Consider the following 17,627-nt stretch of genomic DNA (forward strand, 5'->3'; position numbering starts at 1 on the left):
GGCGAAGCCTGCTGCTACAGGGGTATGCGCACACTCATCAAATGGGTGTAGGCCACCCCTTCTATGTATATTCCTAAAAGTTAGTTTATTAATTTTTTATACACGCCTAGGGTATATGCACCGGACCACCGGACATTCTTGATTTTATTCGTCGCCACTACGCGACGATCCCATGAGATGTGAGGTAGGTATGGTCCGGAACACAATCACCCCAGTGCAGATCGCCAGGGCATTGCGTGCAGCCAAGGAGCGGCACTGATGTCCAGTCTGGCAGATGCAATCGTTCAGAGTGATCTGGACATCGCCCCCCTGTTGTTGCCCGCGCAAGTCTTGCGCAACGACGCACAAGCCATCAAAGCCGCCCATGAGCTGGCGCAAGTCGCTCGTCTGCACGCGGCCAAACGCGACCGCCAGCGCAAGTTGCCCTGGTCGGAAATCGAACAGTTCACCCGCAGCGGTTTAGGCAGCATTGCCATCCCCCGCGAGTACGGTGGTCCACAGGTTTCTTTCGTCACCGTCGCCGAGGTATTCGCGATCATTTCCGCGGCAGACCCGGCATTGGGACAGATCCCGCAGAACCAGTTTGGCATTCTCAACCTGGTACTCGGCAGCGCCACTGAAGCGCAGAAAAAACAGCTGTTCAAAAGCGTGCTCGACGGTTGGCGCATCGGCAATGCCGGGCCTGAACGCGGTACAAAAAACACCTTGGAACTCAAGGCGCGCATCACCGCCGACGGCGACGGTTTTGTCCTCAATGGGCAGAAGTTTTACTCCACCGGCGCACTGTTCGCCCACTGGGTTGCGGTCAAAGCGTTGAACGACAATGGCAAACAAGTGCTGGCCTTCGTCCGTCGCGGCACGCCGGGGCTGCGCATCGTGGATGACTGGTCAGGCTTCGGTCAGCGCACCACCGCCAGCGGCACCCTCTTGCTCAACAACGTGCGTGTCGACGCCGAGCTGGTGGTGGACAACTGGAAGATAAACGAGCAGCCGAACCTCCAGGGCGCCGTGTCGCAACTGATTCAAGCCGCCATCGACGCGGGGATTGCCCGAGGTGCCATCGACGACGCCATCGAGTTCGTGAAAACCCGCGCGCGTCCATGGATCGACGCCAAGGTCGAACGGGCCAGCGATGACCTGTACGTGATTGCGGATATCGGCAAGTTGAAAATCGAATTGCACGCCGCCGAAGCGCTGCTGCGCAAGGCCGGGCAAGTGCTCGATCAGGTCAACGCCGCCCCCGTCACAGCCGAGTCGGCCGCCCGCGCCTCGATTGCCGTGGCCGAAGCCAAAGTGCTGACCACCGAGATCTCGCTGCAGGCCAGCGAGAAGCTTTTCGAACTGGCCGGCAGCCGCGCCACCCTCGCCGAATTCAACCTCGACCGCCATTGGCGCAACGCCCGCGTGCACACGCTGCACGACCCGGTGCGCTGGAAGTATTACGCCGTCGGCACTTATCACCTCAACGGCACGCTGCCGGCGCGGCATTCCTGGATCTGACGACCCGTACCCTTTTTGACCAGATCTCCGGAGAAACACATGACTTATTCCCACCACGTCGCGGTCATAACCAGCGACGAGCAAGCCCTGGTCGTCGCCAGTGATCTGGCCGACGACTTCAAACGCGACAGCGCACTGCGTGACCGCGAACGTCGTTTGCCGACCCCGGAACTCGAAGTGTTTTCCCGCTCGGGCCTGTGGGGCATCAGTGTACCCAAGGAGTACGGCGGCGCCGGGGTGTCCAACGTGACGCTGGCCAAAGTGATCGCCTTGATTGCCCAGGCTGACGGCTCGCTCGGGCAAATCCCGCAGAACCATTTTTACGCCCTCGAAGTGCTGCGTGTGAATGGCAGCGAAGCGCAGAAACAACGCCTGTACGCCGAAGTCCTGGCCGGCCAGCGCTTCGGTAATGCGCTCGCCGAACTTGGCACCAAAACCGCTCACGACCGCGTCACCAGCCTTAAGCGCGACGGTGACGGCTATCGCATCAACGGTCGCAAGTTCTACGCAACCGGCGCGATTTACGCGCAACGCATCCCGACCTCGGTGGTCGATGAACACGGCGTACAGCAACTGGCGTTCGTCCCTCGCGACAGCCAAGGCCTGACCGTCATCGACGACTGGAGCGGCTTTGGCCAGCGCACCACCGGCAGCGGTTCGGTAGTGTTCGAAGACGTGTACGTGGCGGCCGAGGACGTGGTCCCGTTTCAAAGCGCGTTCGAACGCCCGACCACCGTCGGCCCGCTCGCGCAAATCCTTCACGCCGCCATCGACACCGGCATCGCTCGCGCCGCCTATGAAGATGCGCTGCATTTTGTGCGCACCAAAACCCGGCCATGGATCGACGCCACCCATGAAAAAGCCACCGATGATCCGCTGACGATCAAGAGTTTCGGGCACTTGAGCATTCGCCTGCACGCCACCGAAGCCCTGCTGGAACGCTCCGGCGAATTCCTCGACAAGGCTCAAGCCGACACCAACGCCGAGACCGTCGCCGCCGCCTCGATTGCCGTCGCCGAAGCCCGGGCCATCAGCACTGAAATTTCCCTCGCCGCCGGCAGCACGCTGTTCGAACTGGCTGGCAGCCAGGCGACCCTGATCGAACATGGCCTGGACCGGCACTGGCGCAACGCCCGCGTGCATACGCTGCACGACCCGGTGCGCTGGAAGTATCACGCAGTGGGCAACTACTACCTCAACGATGAAAACCCTCCGCTACGAGGGACCATCTGATGGCCGACGCCAAAAAGAAGATCCTGCTCAATGCGTTCAACATGAACTGCATCGGGCACATTAACCACGGCTTGTGGACCCATCCGCGGGACAACTCCACGCAGTACAAGACCCTCGAATACTGGACCGAACTGGCGCAACTGCTGGAGCGCGGGCTGTTCGACGGACTGTTCATCGCCGACATCGTCGGCGTGTACGACGTCTACCAGAACTCGGTGGACGTGCCGCTGAAAGAGTCGATCCAGCTGCCGGTCAACGACCCGCTGCTGCTGGTGTCGGCCATGGCCGCCGTGACCAAAAATCTCGGCTTCGGCCTGACCGCCAACCTCACTTACGAACCGCCATACCTGTTCGCCCGGCGCATGTCGACGCTCGATCACCTGAGCCGTGGCCGGGTCGGCTGGAACATCGTCACCGGCTACCTCGACAGCGCCGCCAAGGCCATGGGCCTGAGCGAACAGGTCGAGCATGACCGTCGTTACGACCAGGCCGATGAGTACCTGGAAGTGCTCTACAAACTCTGGGAAGGCAGCTGGGAAAACGGCGCGGTGCTCAACGACCGCGAGCAACGGATCTACGCGCAGCCGGAGAAAGTGCACAAGGTCGAGCACCAGGGCGAGTTCTATCAGGTCGAGGGTTATCACCTGTGTGAGCCATCACCGCAACGCACGCCGGTGCTGTTCCAGGCTGGCAGTTCGGATCGCGGCTTGCTGTTCGCCGGGCGCCATGCCGAGTGTGTGTTCATCAGCGGCCAGAACAAACCGTCGACCAAAATCCAGGTGGACAAGGTTCGCGCCAGCGCCGTCGAGGCCGGACGTAACCCCGAGGACATCAAGGTGTTCATGGGGCTGAACGTGATTGTCGGCGCCACTGAAGAGCTGGCCTGGGCCAAGCACGCTGAGTACCTGAGCTATGCCAGTGCCGAGGCCGGCGTCGCGCATTTTTCGGCGTCGACCGGGATCGATTTTTCCGAATACGCCATCGACGAACCGATCCAGTACGTGAAGAGCAACGCGATCCAGTCGGCGACCAAAAACCTGCAAAACAACGACTGGACCCGGCGCAAATTGCTCGAGCAACACGCCCTCGGCGGCCGCTATATCACGGTGGTCGGTTCACCGGAACACGTGGCGGATGAACTGGAATCGTGGATCGCCGAAACCGGCCTGGACGGCTTCAACCTGACACGGATTGTCACCCCGGAAAGCTATGTGGATTTCATTGAACTGGTGATTCCGGAGTTGCAGCGTCGAGGGTCGTACAAGACGGCTTATGACCAGGGCAGCTTGCGGGAGAAGCTGTTTCAGGGTGAGGCGCATTTGCCTGAGCAACACACCGGCTCTACCTACCGCCATTGAATTCTGTGGGCGCGGGCTTGCCCACGATAGCGGAGTGTCAGCAGCCACTACTTCAACTGACCCACCGCTATCGCAGGCAAGCCAGCTCCCACAGTTGATCTGTGCTGTTCCCAAAATAACTTATGACTGGAAATTCCACATGAAAAAAACATTTCTGATCCACCCAGTCAAAGCACTGGCCCTGGCCCTCGGCCTGTTCAGCTCGGCGGTGTTCGCCGCCGACGCACCGTTGAAAATCGGCACCACCGCCGCCTTCGCCATCCCCCTCGAAGCCGCCGTCGAAGAGGCCTCCAAACAAGGCCTGAAAGTCGAACTGGTGGAGTTCAGCGACTGGATCGCCCCGAACGTCAGCCTCGCCGCCGGCGACATCGACGTGAACTATTTCCAGCACATCCCGTTCCTGGAAAACGCCAAGGCCGCTTCCGGTTTTGACTTGGTGCCGTTCGCGCCGGGGATCATCAACAACGTCGGTCTCTACTCGAAGAAATACAAAAGCTTCGACGAACTCCCGCAAGGCGCCAGCGTGGCCATCGCCAACGACCCGATCAACAGCGGACGCGGCCTGCAATTGCTGGCCAAGGCTGGCCTGATCACGCTCAAACCCGGCGTCGGCTACAAAGCCACCGAAGACGACATCATCGCCAACCCGAAGCAGATCAAAATCCTCCAGGTCGAAGCCGTGCAACTGGTGCGCGCCTACGACGATGCTGATCTGGTCCAGGGCTACCCGGCCTACATCCGTCTTTCGAAGACCTTCGATGCCGGTTCCGCGCTGCTGTTCGACGGCCTCGACCACAAGGAATACGTGATCCAGTTCGTGATCCAGCCGAAGAGCAAAACCGACCCGCGCCTGATCAAATTCGTCGACATCTACCAGCATTCGCCGGCCGTTCGTGCAGCCCTGGACAAGGCCCACGGCAAGCTCTACCAAGCCGGTTGGGAAAGCTGAGAATGACGGCCGCCACCCCACTGCGACTGGAGAGTCCAGCGCTCAAAAACGCTCAACGCACCGAACTGCACCCGGAGCTCAATCGGGCTCATGTGCGCTTCGTCGGCCTGGGCAAAACCTACAACGGCCAGCAGGGTCCGGTGGCGGCGTTGCAGGGCATCGACCTGGCGATCCAGCACGGCGAAGTGTTCGGCATCATCGGCCGCAGCGGTGCCGGCAAATCATCGCTGATCCGCACCATCAACCGGCTGGAGCAACCGAGCACCGGCCGCGTGCTGATCGATCAGGTGGACATCGGCGAGTTCGATGAAGACCGCTTGGTGGCGCTGCGTCGACGGATCGGCATGATCTTCCAGCACTTCAACCTGATGTCGGCCAAAACGGTGTGGCAGAACGTCGAGCTGCCGCTGAAAGTCGCCGGGGTGTCCAAGGACAAACGCGAGCGAAAGGTTCGCGAACTGCTTGAACTGGTGGGCCTGCAAGGCAAGCACAACGCGTATCCGGCGCAGCTGTCTGGCGGGCAGAAACAGCGCGTCGGCATCGCCCGCGCGTTGGTGCATGACCCGGCAATTCTGCTGTGTGACGAAGCCACTTCAGCGCTGGACCCGGAGACCACCCAATCGATCCTCGGCCTGCTACGCGAGATCAACCAGCGCCTGGGTTTGACCATCGTCCTGATCACCCACGAGATGGCGGTGATCCGCGATATTTGCGACCGCGTCGTGGTGCTCGAACACGGCAAAATCGTCGAGCAAGGACCGGTCTGGGAAGTTTTCGGCAACCCGCAGCATGAGGTCAGCAAGACCTTGCTCGCCCCATTGCAACACGCCCTGCCGGAAGAACTGCAAAGCCGTTTGCGCCCACTGCCGCTTTCTTCGGAAACGGCGGTGGTGCTGCGCTTGCAGTTCACCGGCAGTGCCACCGACGAGCCGGACCTGGCCGCCTTGTTCAGCGCCCTCGGGGGGCGCGTGCGCTTGCTGCAGGGTGGCGTGGAACGGATTCAGGGCCATGCGCTGGGGCAGTTGTTATTGGCGGTCACCGGCTCGCCGTTTGATGCCGAAGACGTGTGCCAACGCGCCAGCCAATGGGCGCAACAGGTGGAGGTGCTGGGTTATGTGGTTTGATCGCTTGCTGCAAGGCTTTATCGACACCTTCCTGATGGTCGGCGTGTCGTCATTGATCGCGCTGTTGGTGGGTATTCCGCTGGCGGTGTTTCTGGTCACCAGTTCCAAGGGCGGCATCTACGAAGCACCGACACTGAACCGCGCCTTGGGGGCGTTCGTGAACCTGTTCCGCTCGATTCCATTCTTGATTTTGATGGTGGCGCTGATTCCGTTTACCCGGCTGATTGTCGGCACCACGTATGGCGTCTGGGCGGCCGTGGTGCCGCTGACCATCGCTGCAACGCCGTTCTTTGCACGGATTGCCGAGGTCAGCTTGCGCGAGGTCGATTTCGGCTTGATCGAAGCCGCGCAAGCGATGGGTTGCCGGCGTTGGCACATTGTCTGGCATGTGCTGCTGCCGGAAGCGCTGCCGGGGATCGTCGGGGGGTTCACAATTACGCTGGTGACGATGATCAACTCGTCGGCCATGGCCGGGGCGATTGGCGCCGGCGGGTTGGGCGACATTGCGTACCGGTATGGGTATCAGCGTTTTGACAGCCAGATCATGTTGACGGTGATTGTGTTGCTGGTGGTGTTGGTGGCAATCATTCAGCTCGGTGGGGATCGGTTGGCTCGGGGGCTCAACAAGCGCTAATCGAGAGGGGCATACACCTTGTAGCATGGCGTATATTCGGCAAACCCCAATTGCCTGCGCAGCCTCCTCATGAAACAGACTCCCGACGACCTCCAGCAGATCACAGCTACCACCCTGGGCCATTACAACTCGGTGGCCGAAGGTTTCCGTGAAGGCACGCGCGATCACGACGTCAGCCAGAACATCGATGCCCTGTTGCGGCACATTCAAAGCGAGGCGCCGTTCGACATTCTCGACTTCGGCTGCGGTCCTGGCCGAGATCTGCAAACGTTCACGCGCATGGGGCATACCGCCGTCGGCCTCGACGGGTCGGAAAAGTTTGCGCAGATGGCGCGTGAGGACAGCGGTTGTGAAGTCTGGCAGCAGGATTTTTTGAAGCTGGATTTACCAGCCGAGCGCTTCGACGGGATTTTTGCCAATGCGGTGCTGTTTCACATCCCGCGACAGGAACTGCCTCGAGTGTTGAAGGAATTGCGGGGGGCGTTGAAACCGGGTGGGGTGTTGTTCAGCTCCAATCCACGTGGGGAGAATCAGGAAGGCTGGAACGGTCCGCGTTATGGGGCTTATCACGATCTTGCGGCATGGCGACAACTGCTGACCGAGGCGGGGTTTGTGGAGCTGGAGCATTACTACCGGCCAGCGGGGCTGCCGCGGGAGCAGCAGCCTTGGTTGGCGAGTGTTTGGCTTAAGGCTATTTAGGCTGGTCGGTCGCCATCGCGAGCAAGCTCGCTCCCACAGGGAATTTGTGAACGCCACAGATCCAATGTGGGAGCGGAGCGCGAAGCGCTCGATTTTTTAAGTCGCCTCTTTCTTCGGTTCGCGAATCTTGTACCAGGCCACATAAAGCGCCGGCAAAAACAGCAGCGTCAGCAACGTCGCGATGATGATCCCGCCAATCATCGCGTACGCCATCGGCCCCCAGAACACTTCCCGGGCAATCGGGATCATCCCCAGGCTCGCCGCCGCAGCCGTCAGCAAGATCGGCCGGCGTCGATGCTCGGTGGCCTGGACCACCGCGTCCCACGGCGCAAAGCCTTTCTTCTCGTATTCATCGATCTGGGTCACCAGAATCACCGAGTTACGAATGATGATGCCGATCAGCGCCAGAATCCCGAGGATAGCGACGAAGCCCATCGGCGTGCCCGTCGGCACCAGCGCGATCACCACGCCGATCAGGCCCAACGGTGCGACGCTGGCCACGAGGAACAGCTTCTGCACGCTGTGCAACTGGATCATCAGGAAGGTCGCCATCAAGAACAGCATCAACGGCACGACCTTGGCAATCGGCCCCTGGGCCTTGCCGCTCTCTTCCACCGTACCGCCGGTGGCGACCTTGTAACCTGCCGGCAACGTGGCGGCGAAGGCGTCGATGGACGGTTTCAGCAGCCGCACCAGGTCCGTCGGCTGAATCTCGTCACGCACCGCAGCCTTGATGGTGATCGTCGGTAGACGGTCGCGACGCCACACCAGCGGCTGCTCCAGTTCGTAACGCACGGTCGCAAATGCCAGCAACGGAATCGACGTTCCATTGGGCGAAACGATCTGCAGGTTCTGCAGCGTTTCCGGCGTGCCCCGTTCGGAATCCACCGCACGGCCAACCACGTTGATCAGGTAAATATCGTCATCGACCTGGGTCACGGGCGCGCCACTGACGATGCCGTTCATCAACTCCGCCACGTCTTCGGAAGACAGCCCCAGTTGCCGCGCCTTGTCCTGGGCGATGTCGATGCGCAGCACTTTGCCCGGCTCGTTCCAGTCGTAAATGATCTCGCCGATGTGCGGGTTTTTATCCAGCTCGGTGGCCAGGTCGATGGCATGACGACGAACCTGGTCGATGTCTTTGCCGCTGACCCGGTACTGGATCGGACGGCCTACCGGCGGGCCCATTTCCAGGGCCTGGACGTAACCGCCAATGCCGACGAAGTCCTTGCGCAAGATGTCGCGAATCCGCTGGCTCAAGGCTTCACGGGTTTTGCCCTTGCTGACGATCACCAGCTGCGCGTAGTAGGGGTTTTGCAGTTGTTGATCGAGTGGCAGGTAGAAACGGATCGCACCCTGACCGATGTAGGTGCTCCAGCGCACGATGTCCGGGTCGTCCTTGAGCTCGGCCTCAAGGCGATCGACCGCTTTGCGGGTTTCGTCGATCGAGGCGTTTTGCGGCAGGTTCAGGTCCACCAGGATTTCCGGTCGATCCGAAGACGGAAAGAACTGGTTCTGCACGAAACGCATGCTGAACACCGCCAACGCAAAGCACAGCACGGTGATGCCAATGGCCCACCAGCGATTGCGCAGGCACCACAGCAAGCCGCCATTAAAGGCTTTGCCGACGCGACCGGGTTCGCCTTCGTGCGGTTTCACGTTGGTGCTGAGGATGTGCACGCCGATCACCGGCGCAAACAGCACCGCCACCACCCACGACACCAACATGGCGCAGGCAATCACCGCAAACAGCGTGTAGGTGTATTCGCCGGCAGAACTGGCGTTCAGGCCGATAGGCACAAAACCCGCCACTGTCACCAGCGTACCGGTGAGCATCGGGAACGCGGTGGAGGTGTAGGCGAACGTGGCCGCCTGCTCCTTGGTCTCGCCCATTTCCAGGCGCGTGACCATCATCTCCACGGTGATCATCGCGTCGTCCACCAACAGGCCGAGGGCAATGATCAGCGCACCCAGGGAGATCCGCTGCATGGTGATGCCGCTGTACTCCATGTACACAAACACCATCGCCAGCACCAGCGGGATCGAGCACGCCACCACCAGCCCGGCACGCACGCCAAGACTGATGAAGCTGACCACCAGCACGATGATCACCGCCTCGAACAGCGCACTGGTGAAACCGCCTACAGCTTCTTCCACCACCACCGCCTGATCGGACACGTTGTGCACACCGACACCCACCGGCAAGTCGGCAGTCAGTTGGTTGATCCGTTCATGCAAAGCCTTACCGAATGCCTGGACGTTGCCGCCCTTCTGCATGGCAATCGCCAGGCCGATGGCCGGTTGGCCGTTGAAGCGGAATTCCGGGGACGCCGGATCGACGTAGCCGCGACTGATTTCGGCAATGTCGGCCAACCGATAGAAACGGTCGTTGAGCTTGAGGTTGACCTCGGCGAGGTCTTTCTCCGAGGCAAACTGCCCCGAGGTCCGTACCGAAATCCGCTCCGGCCCGGCCTCGATCACCCCCGCCGGGGTCACGGCGTTCTGCGATTGCAGGCTCTGCACCACCTGACGCTGATCAATGCCCAGCGCCGCGAGTTTGCGCGTGGAAAAGTTCAGGTACAGCACTTCGTCCTGCTGGCCGACCATCTCGATCTTGCCCAGCCCCGGCACGTCGCGAATCTCGGCGCGGGCCTGCTCCACGTAGTCACGCAACTGGCGCATGGTCAGGCCATCGGCGGTGAAGGCGTAGATCGAACCGAACACATCACCAAATTCGTCGTTGAACCCGGGGCCCTGCATGCCTTGGGGGAACTGGCCGCGAATATCGTTGATCTTCTTGCGCACCTGGTACCAGATTTCCGGAATGTCCTTGGCACTGGTGGTGTCGCGCAGGTACACGTAGACCGTGGATTCGCCGGGCCGCGTGTAGCTTTTTACGTAGTCGAGAGAATCAAGTTCTTCGAGTTTTTTCTCGATGCGGTCGGTGATTTGCTTGAGGGTTTCCTCCTGGGTCGCGCCCGGCCATTTGCTCTGGATCACCATGGTCTTGATGGTGAACGAAGGGTCTTCTTCGCGCCCCAGGTTGAAGTACGAGAACACCCCCATCAGCAACGCGACGAACATCAGGTACCAGACGAACGACTGGTGCTTGAGGGCCCATTCGGAGAGGTTGAAAGGCCCTTTCATTGACTGTCCTCGTCAAATTTCACTGGTTGCCCCGGTTTGAGGCTGTTTACGCCGGCCGTGATGACGCGCTCACCGTTTTTGACGCCACCGGCCAGCACCACGGTGCTGTCGGTGCGGCTGATGACCTTGACGTCCCTGGGTGCCACGGTCTTGTTCTGTGTATCAAGGACCCAGATACGGGGTTTGCCGTCGACCTCCTGCAACGCGGTGAGCGGCAGTTCGATGCGCGGCTTGATCGCCGAACTCAGAGTGACGCTGATCGCAGTCCCCAAACGAAAGCCCGGCGGCGTTTCAGTCAGAGTGAGGCGCGCACGACGGGTACGGGTGGCACTCTGCGCCTGGGGCTCGATTTCACGGATGGTCGCGGTGGTGTTGGTGTTCGGGTCGAGTTGAGCAGCGACCTGGAACACCACGTCATCAGGCAGTTGATCGACCAGGGTATCGGGCAGGTCGATCACCGCTTCCTTGATGTCCGGTTGCGCCAGGGTCACCACTTGCTGGCCGGCGGTCACCACTTGGCCGGCCTCGGCATTCCACGCGGTAACCACGGCTTTATGGTCGGAGCGCAATTCGGTGTAGCCGAGTTGATCCTTGCTCTGGCTGACCGCCGCCTGGGCCTGATCGAGGGACGCCTGGGTGGTTTTCAACTGAGTCAGGGCATCGTCCAGTTGCGCCTGCGCGCCAACCCCGCGATCAAACAACGACTGCTGACGCTGCGCGTTGGCTTGCGCGTTGATCAGTTGCGCCTGGACTTTCGCCAGATCGCCCTGGGCTGAGCGCAACTGGTTTTGCTGGTCGGAAGGATCAAGGGTGGCCAGCAGCGTATCCTTGGTCACCTCGGCCCCGACATTGACGTTACGACTGGCGATGCGCCCGGCCACGCGAAAGCCGGTATTGCTTTCATAGCGCGCCTGAATGCTGCCGGCAAACCGGCCCAGATCCTCTTCTTTCAAGGCCTGGACCTTGATCGACAACACCGGACGTATCGGCTCCGGCGGTGGCTCGTTTTTGGAGCAGGCGCTCAGCACCAGCCCGATGGACAACGCCCATAAAGGCTTCATGGCTTGGCTCCCCCACCCAGATCCTTGTAAGTATTTTCGGCAATCTCGACTTCCATGCCCGGGTGCAGCAATTGCCCACCGGCGATCACGACTTTCTCCCCACCGGTGAGCCCTTTGCTGATGATGACTTTGCCCGTCAGGTAGCGGCCTACCGTGACCGAATGCAACTGGGCCTGGCCCTTTTCGTCGATCAACCAGACGGCGGGTTGACTGATGTTCTTGGTCAGGGCAGACCACGGCAACTCCACCGAGGATTTGCCCGCGCCCTTGGCCGTGGCGCTCACCACCGACCCGAGCTGCATGCCCGGCGGCAGACTGTCCAGGCCCACCTTGACCTGTATTGTGCCGGACTGGGCGGACACCGCCGGGGTCACTTCGCGTACCTTGCCGGTGGTTTTGATCTCGGGGTTGTCGAGCAGGCTGAGGACAATGGCGTCATCCGTTGGCTTCTCGGCCAGCAGCGCTTCATAGACGTTGAATACCGCATCCCGATCGCCATCGCGGGCCAGGCTGAACACCGGCATTGTCGCCTGCACCACCTGGCCGACTTCGGCCTGACGCGCGGTAATGATGCCCGGCGCATCGGCAATCAGTGCGGTGTAGCTCAGTTGATCGCGGGCATTGGCCAACTGCGCCTGGGCCGCGCTCAGGGCGCTCTGACTGCTGCGCAACGCCGCCTGCGCCGAGTCGTACTCGCTCTGGCTGGTATAGCCCTTGGGCAGGAGTTTTTCCTGGCGCACGAACGCCGCGGCATTCTGTTTGACCAGCGCCTGTTGGGCGACCACTTGGGCCTGCGCCGAATCGACACTGGTCTGCAAATCCTTGGGATCGAGGCGGGCCAGCACTTGTTTGGCCGTCACCCGGTCACCGACGTCTACCGATCGCTGGATGATCTTGCCGCCCACGCGAAACGACAGCTCGGTCTGGACCCGGGCCTGGATATCGCCGGTGAGGGTGACCGCGGCGGCGTAATCCGCCGGTTTGACGACTTGTATGAACACCCTCGGCAGGTATTCCTTGATGGGTTCTTTTTTATCGCACGCCGTCAGCAGAGTGACGACGCTCAAGGCCATGATGACTTTCAATCCGGTGACCGCCATGCAAACTCCTAGGCCTTTTTTATGGGCAATACGACAGAGAGCTTAGAACAGCGTTCAAAGCTTGCACACCCGGCTTATGAAGAAAAAAACCGTGATGGATGGCGCTGAAAACGCCTGTCGTAGAGGCTGCGAGTGCCTGATGAGGGCATTGGCCGAACTTATCGGAGACTTCTAAACCGCCTCGACAATCACGCTCTCAGGCTTGGTGTCATCGCTCGGTTCCTTGCGAACATATTAGTCGTACAGCTTGAGCAGGTACTTCTTCGCCGCTGGCGAAATCGGTGCTTCGGCACCCAGAGTCAACACGCGGTAGCCCGGGTTTTATTTGGCCCAACTGAACAGCACCCACCGACTTTAAACGCAAGAATCTAAATACCGTTAAAGCATATAGATATCACGCAAAAAACCAGTCGCAGATTTGCTGTCGCAATGGATGACGACTACTTTCCTTTGCGCTGTAGGAGGGATCTTTTTTTCGAAATGCCCCTCCAAGGACGGACAGTTTTTGGCCAGACTCCCTCGGCCGAACCCTCACAAGGAAGAGAAAATGGCAGACGTAAAAGTGCCAGAGCGACTGGATCCGCAAGACTTCGTGAAGTTATTGGTGGCGTTGCGCAGGGCGTTGAAGGCCGGGGTGGCCTGAGAGGGTTGATCGTTCCCACGCGGAGCGTGGGAATGACCACGCCGACGCTTTATCAGCCGTCGGCGATTGAAACCTTGAAGAGTTTTGTTGCTGCGTCGAATCAGAACGCCGGCAGAACCGCGCCGCTGTACTTCTTCTCGATGAAGGCTTTCACTTCAGGACTGGTCAAAGCCTTGGCCAGTTTCTGAATGGCAACGCTGTCCTTGTTGTCCGGACGAGCCACCAGGAAGTTCACATAAGGCGAATCTGCACCTTCGATCACCAGCGCGTCTTTAGCCGGGTTCAGGCCTGCTTCCAGCGCGTAGTTGGTGTTGATCATGTCCAGGTCAACCTGATCCAGCACACGCGGCAGCATGGCCGATTCCAGTTCCTTGAACTTGAAGTTGTGCGGGTTCTTGGCGATGTCTTTCGGCGTAGCCAGCGCGTTTTTCGGGTCTTTCAGTTCGATCAGGCCAGCCTTCTGCAGCAGGATCAGGGCACGGCCGCTGTTGCTGCCTTCGTTAGGGATGGCAATGGTCGCGCCATCTTTGAGCTCAGCCAGGGTTTTGACTTTCTTCGAGTAGCCGCCAAACGGTTCGACGTGTACGCCGATCACAGTCACCAGGTTGGTGCCTTTGCCTTCGTTGAAGCTTTTCAGGTACGGCAGGGTCTGGAAATAGTTGGCGTCCAGACGCTTCTGGTCAACCTGTACGTTTGGCTGAACGTAGTCGGTGAAGACTTTGATTTCCAGGTCCACGCCTTCTTTGGCGAGGGTTGGCTTGATCAGCTCAAGAATCTCGGCGTGTGGAATCGGGGTCGCCGCAACCACAAGTTTCTCGCCAGCCTGGGCCAGGCCAGCAGTCAGGGCAGCCGCCAGTGCGGTGAACAACAGAACCTTTTTCATGCAGTGTCCTTATCGAAAATCTCGGTCGTCGTCGACGACGGCTAAATACAAGTGCCATTGAAGTGCTATCGCTGGCGTGAAGCGGACAATACCCGGATTTTTTATTCCCGAATAATATCTTTTATTCACTTTCATATTCCATTTTGTTCATAAAGATCATTGTAGCGTCTGCGTCAGGCTTTCCAGTAAACGCTTGAGCGCGGAACGCTCCGTGGCGGTGCCGTTTTTGATCAGATGAATCGCCTGCTGCTCGATCTGCGCCAGCGATACGGGCGTCTCCAGCAAATTCAGATGCTCGGGCAAAATCTCGTCGCCGGTGCTCACCAGCAATGCGAAATGAATGACGTTTTCCAGCTCTCGGGTATTGCCCGGCCAACCGTGCCGCTCCAGCACCAGCTGCGCGGCCTCACTGATCAGCGGGACGGGCAGGTCGAGACGCTGGCTGTAGATGCCAAGAAAGTACTCCGCCAGTGAGAGGATATCGCCCACACGGTCACGCAATGCCGGCAGCTCAAGGTGTCCTTCGCTGAGGTAGTGATAAAGCCGCTCATGAAATTTCCCGGCGGCCACTGCCTGGGCCAGATCAATGCTGGTGGCCGCCACCAGACGCACGTCCACCGGGCTCGGTTGATGTGCACCCACCCGGGTGACTTCGTGATTCTCAAGTGCGGACAGCAATTTGATCTGGATTGGCAGCGGCAAATCACCGATCTCATCCAGATAGAGCGTGCCGCCGTTGGCCGAACCAAACCACCCGGCACGACTGCTCGCCGAGCCGCTGAAGCTGCCCGCCGCATAACCGAACAATTCAGCATCGGCGTAGGTTGGGCTGATCGCGCCGCAATTGACCGAAACGAACAACCCGCCGCGATCACTGGCGCGGTGGATATGTCGCGCGAGCAATTCCTTGCCGCTGCCGGTTTCACCGCGAATCAACACCGAGATTGAACGCGGGGCCAGTTGTTCCAGTTCCTGGCGCAATTGCCGCGAACGTGGATCGACAAACACCAGCGCTTTGGCGCGGATGCTCAGGGGACTTTTTTCTGCATCGGGAAAGGTCAGCAGCGGCTGACCGAAGTGTTCAAGACTCATGGCTGACTCCCGCCCAAAACCGCCGGGAGACGGGGGCGATTCTAAAAGGAAAAAAGGTTCAAGCGCGGCGCAGGGCGTGAAGTTCCATGCGGTTCTGCAGGCGATAGAGGTAGGCAAAACCCTGCTCCCAGCGCTGGTGACCGGACTTCACATTGATGTGCCCGGCCCCCGATAAAATCCCCGCCTCGGCACCCCAGTTGCGCGCCAGTTCAAGGGCTCGCGGCGCACTCACGGCGCTGTCGTTATCGGAACTGACGACCTGGCATGGGAACGGCAACAAGTCGGTGGGAATCGGCGCAAAGTTGCGCAACGCCGGCGCGCATGCCGGGCGCTCGACATCCGCAGGCGCGACCAGCAAGGCACCGCGCACCTGACGCAGAAACTGTACGGGCGCAGCGGCGGCCCAATGGGCGACGGTGATGCAACCCAGGCTGTGAGCGATCAGGATCACCGGCGTGCTGTCGGCGGCAATCGCCTCGGCCAGCGCCGCAACCCAGTCTTCACGACGCGGCGTCAGCCAATCTGCCTGCTCCACCCGCGCGCTGTTCGGCAGACTGTTCTGCCAGTGGCTTTGCCAATGATCTTCCGACGACCCTTGCCAGCCCGGCACAATCAGGTAGCGAATTGATTCGTTGCGCATGGGGGGAGCTCTCCTGCTGCGTGTCTGTTCCTGATCGAGTATAGGGAGGGGATTTATATTCGTTAAGGAATAAGAAGCTATGTATTAAGATCCGCATAGAATAAGCAAATCCCACTGTTTCATCGCCAAGGCATTTTTCAGAGCAAAAAAAAGGACCGCACCCTGCCAAGGAGACGGCCCCGGAAACTCAAAATCTCTGAAGCGATGATTGGTTAAAACGATTATCTTATAAAGGAATATTTAATTGCTTTATAAGATCTAAAACGCATATAGCCATCAGCGAAACGTTGACGGCCCCACCTCCTGCTTGTGCCTTAACGTATCGCCTCTTTGGGTCAAATTGATGACGGGCGCCTTTGCCATCGCTTACATCGTGTTTGAGTTTTCGATTTCATCCTTCATACCTGAGCAGCACGAACCTCCCGAGGTTGTGCAGCGTCTTTACGTTCAAACCGGTTCGCCCGTCCAAACGTCCCGAAATCATTGAACCGCACGCCCATCTCACGCATCACTTTATGCGCCACCGGCACGGTCATCTGGCGGATGTAAAACGGTTCCTTCACCACAAAGTGATGGATGCCATGGCTGCTGCCGAAGTTGAAGCAGAACGCCTGCAACGGCCACAGCCACCCGGCGTTCAGCACCTGACATTGCTGCATCACATTGCCCGGCTCGATGTCACCGTAGTAGTGCATGTTCGAGCTGATGAAGTGCAGGCAGAACGTACGCAACACGTTCGGGCCGATGATCACCACCGCCGCGATATCAATCACCTGCATCACCGACAACGTCGTCGCCGACCACTCGATTGGCGCGCCCATCAAGAACGCGATGCCGTTGATCGCATGGAAGCCGAGGAACACGTACCACGCGCCCCAATGCACCAACGCCAGCGGTGCGTAGACCTTGAGCGTGCGCTGGACGATGCTGAATTTATGCGCCCAGGTCTTGGCTCGCAGCATGCGGATGAAGGACGACATCATGTTGTCACCAACCATCAGCAACCGCGCAAATCCCCAGGGTTCGCCGTTGGTGATGGCGCGTTCTTCCATATCGGTTTCAGTGCCCGATACCTTGTGGTGATTGAGGTGCAGATGCCGACGGATCCACGGATTGATCGTGCTCGGCCGCGCCAGCCACACCAGCCCCATCATCAGGTTGTGCGGCACGCGCTGTTTGCGAAAGTACATGCTGTGAATCAGGTCGTGTTCCAGTTCGTGGGTCAACGAGGCGAAAAACGCGTTGAGCAACAAGCACGCCCACCAGGCCATGTGGCCAGTCATGTACAGCGCCGCCGAACCGATCATCCCGGCCAGGGCAAAGGCCAGAATGCCGGCGCCGAGGGCGTCCTGATGATTGAGAATCGGGTAGCGCTGACGCAGCTCGACGCCCTTGGCCAGCACCACTTCACGAATATGTGCTGATCGCTGCGCTGCATTCAATCGCTGGGGACTTGCAGAAGTACCGTGCATGCTTCCATCCTCTGGTTATTGATGTTCGCATCCTGCCTTGCGAATGTTTACAAGGTGGTAGCCATGAACGCCAACCTGTTGACCGGAAGCGC

General features: G+C 59.7%; 14 protein-coding genes and 1 pseudogene. 7 read left to right on the forward strand and 8 right to left on the reverse strand.

Going from position 1 to position 17,627, the window contains the following annotated elements; all coding sequences use genetic code 11:
- The first annotated feature begins 258 nt into the window (after positions 1–258).
- The 7 genes from D882_RS0105170 to D882_RS0105200 all read left to right on the forward strand — a co-directional run bounded on the left by D882_RS0105170 (position 259) and on the right by D882_RS0105200 (position 7,497).
- Positions 259–1,500, forward strand: coding sequence for an SfnB family sulfur acquisition oxidoreductase (locus tag D882_RS0105170; protein WP_027922252.1), 1,242 nt, complete (start codon positions 259–261; stop codon positions 1,498–1,500).
- Between the two features lie 39 nt (positions 1,501–1,539).
- Entirely contained in the window at positions 1,540–2,733 is a 1,194-nt protein-coding gene (locus tag D882_RS0105175; RefSeq protein ID WP_027922253.1) for an SfnB family sulfur acquisition oxidoreductase, read from the forward strand.
- Positions 2,733–4,091: an LLM class flavin-dependent oxidoreductase gene (locus tag D882_RS0105180; RefSeq protein ID WP_027922254.1), complete on the forward strand. Its 1,359-nt coding sequence runs from the start codon at positions 2,733–2,735 to the stop codon at positions 4,089–4,091. Before D882_RS0105175 ends, D882_RS0105180 begins: the two co-directional genes overlap by 1 nt.
- 139 nt (positions 4,092–4,230) lie before the next feature.
- Positions 4,231–5,040 (forward strand): MetQ/NlpA family ABC transporter substrate-binding protein, encoded by an 810-nt coding sequence (locus D882_RS0105185; protein WP_027922255.1) that lies wholly within the window; start codon positions 4,231–4,233, stop codon positions 5,038–5,040.
- Positions 5,041–5,042: 2 nt separating this feature from the next.
- Positions 5,043–6,164, forward strand: coding sequence for a methionine ABC transporter ATP-binding protein (locus D882_RS0105190; protein WP_027922256.1), 1,122 nt, complete (start codon positions 5,043–5,045; stop codon positions 6,162–6,164).
- A complete protein-coding gene (locus D882_RS0105195; protein ID WP_027922257.1) occupies positions 6,154–6,798 on the forward strand; it encodes a methionine ABC transporter permease in 645 nt (214 codons plus the stop codon). The genes D882_RS0105190 and D882_RS0105195 overlap by 11 nt, the downstream gene beginning before the upstream one ends.
- A 69-nt stretch (positions 6,799–6,867) precedes the next feature.
- Positions 6,868–7,497: a bifunctional 2-polyprenyl-6-hydroxyphenol methylase/3-demethylubiquinol 3-O-methyltransferase UbiG gene (locus D882_RS0105200; RefSeq protein ID WP_027922258.1), complete on the forward strand. Its 630-nt coding sequence runs from the start codon at positions 6,868–6,870 to the stop codon at positions 7,495–7,497.
- Between the two features lie 96 nt (positions 7,498–7,593).
- Here D882_RS0105200 and D882_RS0105205 read toward each other — a convergent pair whose 3' ends face one another.
- From D882_RS0105205 to D882_RS0105240, 8 genes and pseudogenes are all read right to left on the reverse strand, one after another.
- Positions 7,594–10,644: an efflux RND transporter permease subunit gene (locus tag D882_RS0105205; protein WP_027922259.1), complete on the reverse strand. Its 3,051-nt coding sequence runs from the start codon at positions 10,642–10,644 to the stop codon at positions 7,594–7,596.
- Positions 10,641–11,705 (reverse strand): efflux RND transporter periplasmic adaptor subunit, encoded by a 1,065-nt coding sequence (locus tag D882_RS0105210; RefSeq protein WP_027922260.1) that lies wholly within the window; start codon positions 11,703–11,705, stop codon positions 10,641–10,643. The genes D882_RS0105205 and D882_RS0105210 overlap by 4 nt, the downstream gene beginning before the upstream one ends.
- A complete protein-coding gene (locus tag D882_RS0105215; RefSeq protein WP_027922261.1) occupies positions 11,702–12,805 on the reverse strand; it encodes an efflux RND transporter periplasmic adaptor subunit in 1,104 nt (367 codons plus the stop codon). Before D882_RS0105215 ends, D882_RS0105210 begins: the two co-directional genes overlap by 4 nt.
- A 237-nt stretch (positions 12,806–13,042) precedes the next feature.
- Positions 13,043–13,150 (reverse strand): annotated as a pseudogene (locus tag D882_RS1000000132615) (glutamine ABC transporter substrate-binding protein); the annotation flags it as partial.
- Between the two features lie 398 nt (positions 13,151–13,548).
- On the reverse strand, positions 13,549–14,331 hold the full coding sequence (locus D882_RS0105225) for a MetQ/NlpA family ABC transporter substrate-binding protein (RefSeq protein ID WP_027922262.1): 783 nt from the start codon (positions 14,329–14,331) through the stop codon (positions 13,549–13,551).
- A 156-nt stretch (positions 14,332–14,487) separates the two neighbouring features.
- Entirely contained in the window at positions 14,488–15,423 is a 936-nt protein-coding gene (locus D882_RS0105230) for a sigma 54-interacting transcriptional regulator (RefSeq protein WP_027922263.1), read from the reverse strand.
- A gap of 58 nt (positions 15,424–15,481) precedes the next feature.
- A complete protein-coding gene (locus D882_RS0105235; protein ID WP_027922264.1) occupies positions 15,482–16,063 on the reverse strand; it encodes an alpha/beta hydrolase in 582 nt (193 codons plus the stop codon).
- Between the two features lie 398 nt (positions 16,064–16,461).
- A complete protein-coding gene (locus D882_RS0105240; protein WP_027922265.1) occupies positions 16,462–17,535 on the reverse strand; it encodes a fatty acid desaturase in 1,074 nt (357 codons plus the stop codon).
- Positions 17,536–17,627: the final 92 nt, after the last annotated feature.

Source organism: Pseudomonas sp. URMO17WK12:I12, assembly GCF_000514395.1.
Lineage (GTDB): Bacteria > Pseudomonadota > Gammaproteobacteria > Pseudomonadales > Pseudomonadaceae > Aquipseudomonas > Aquipseudomonas mucoides.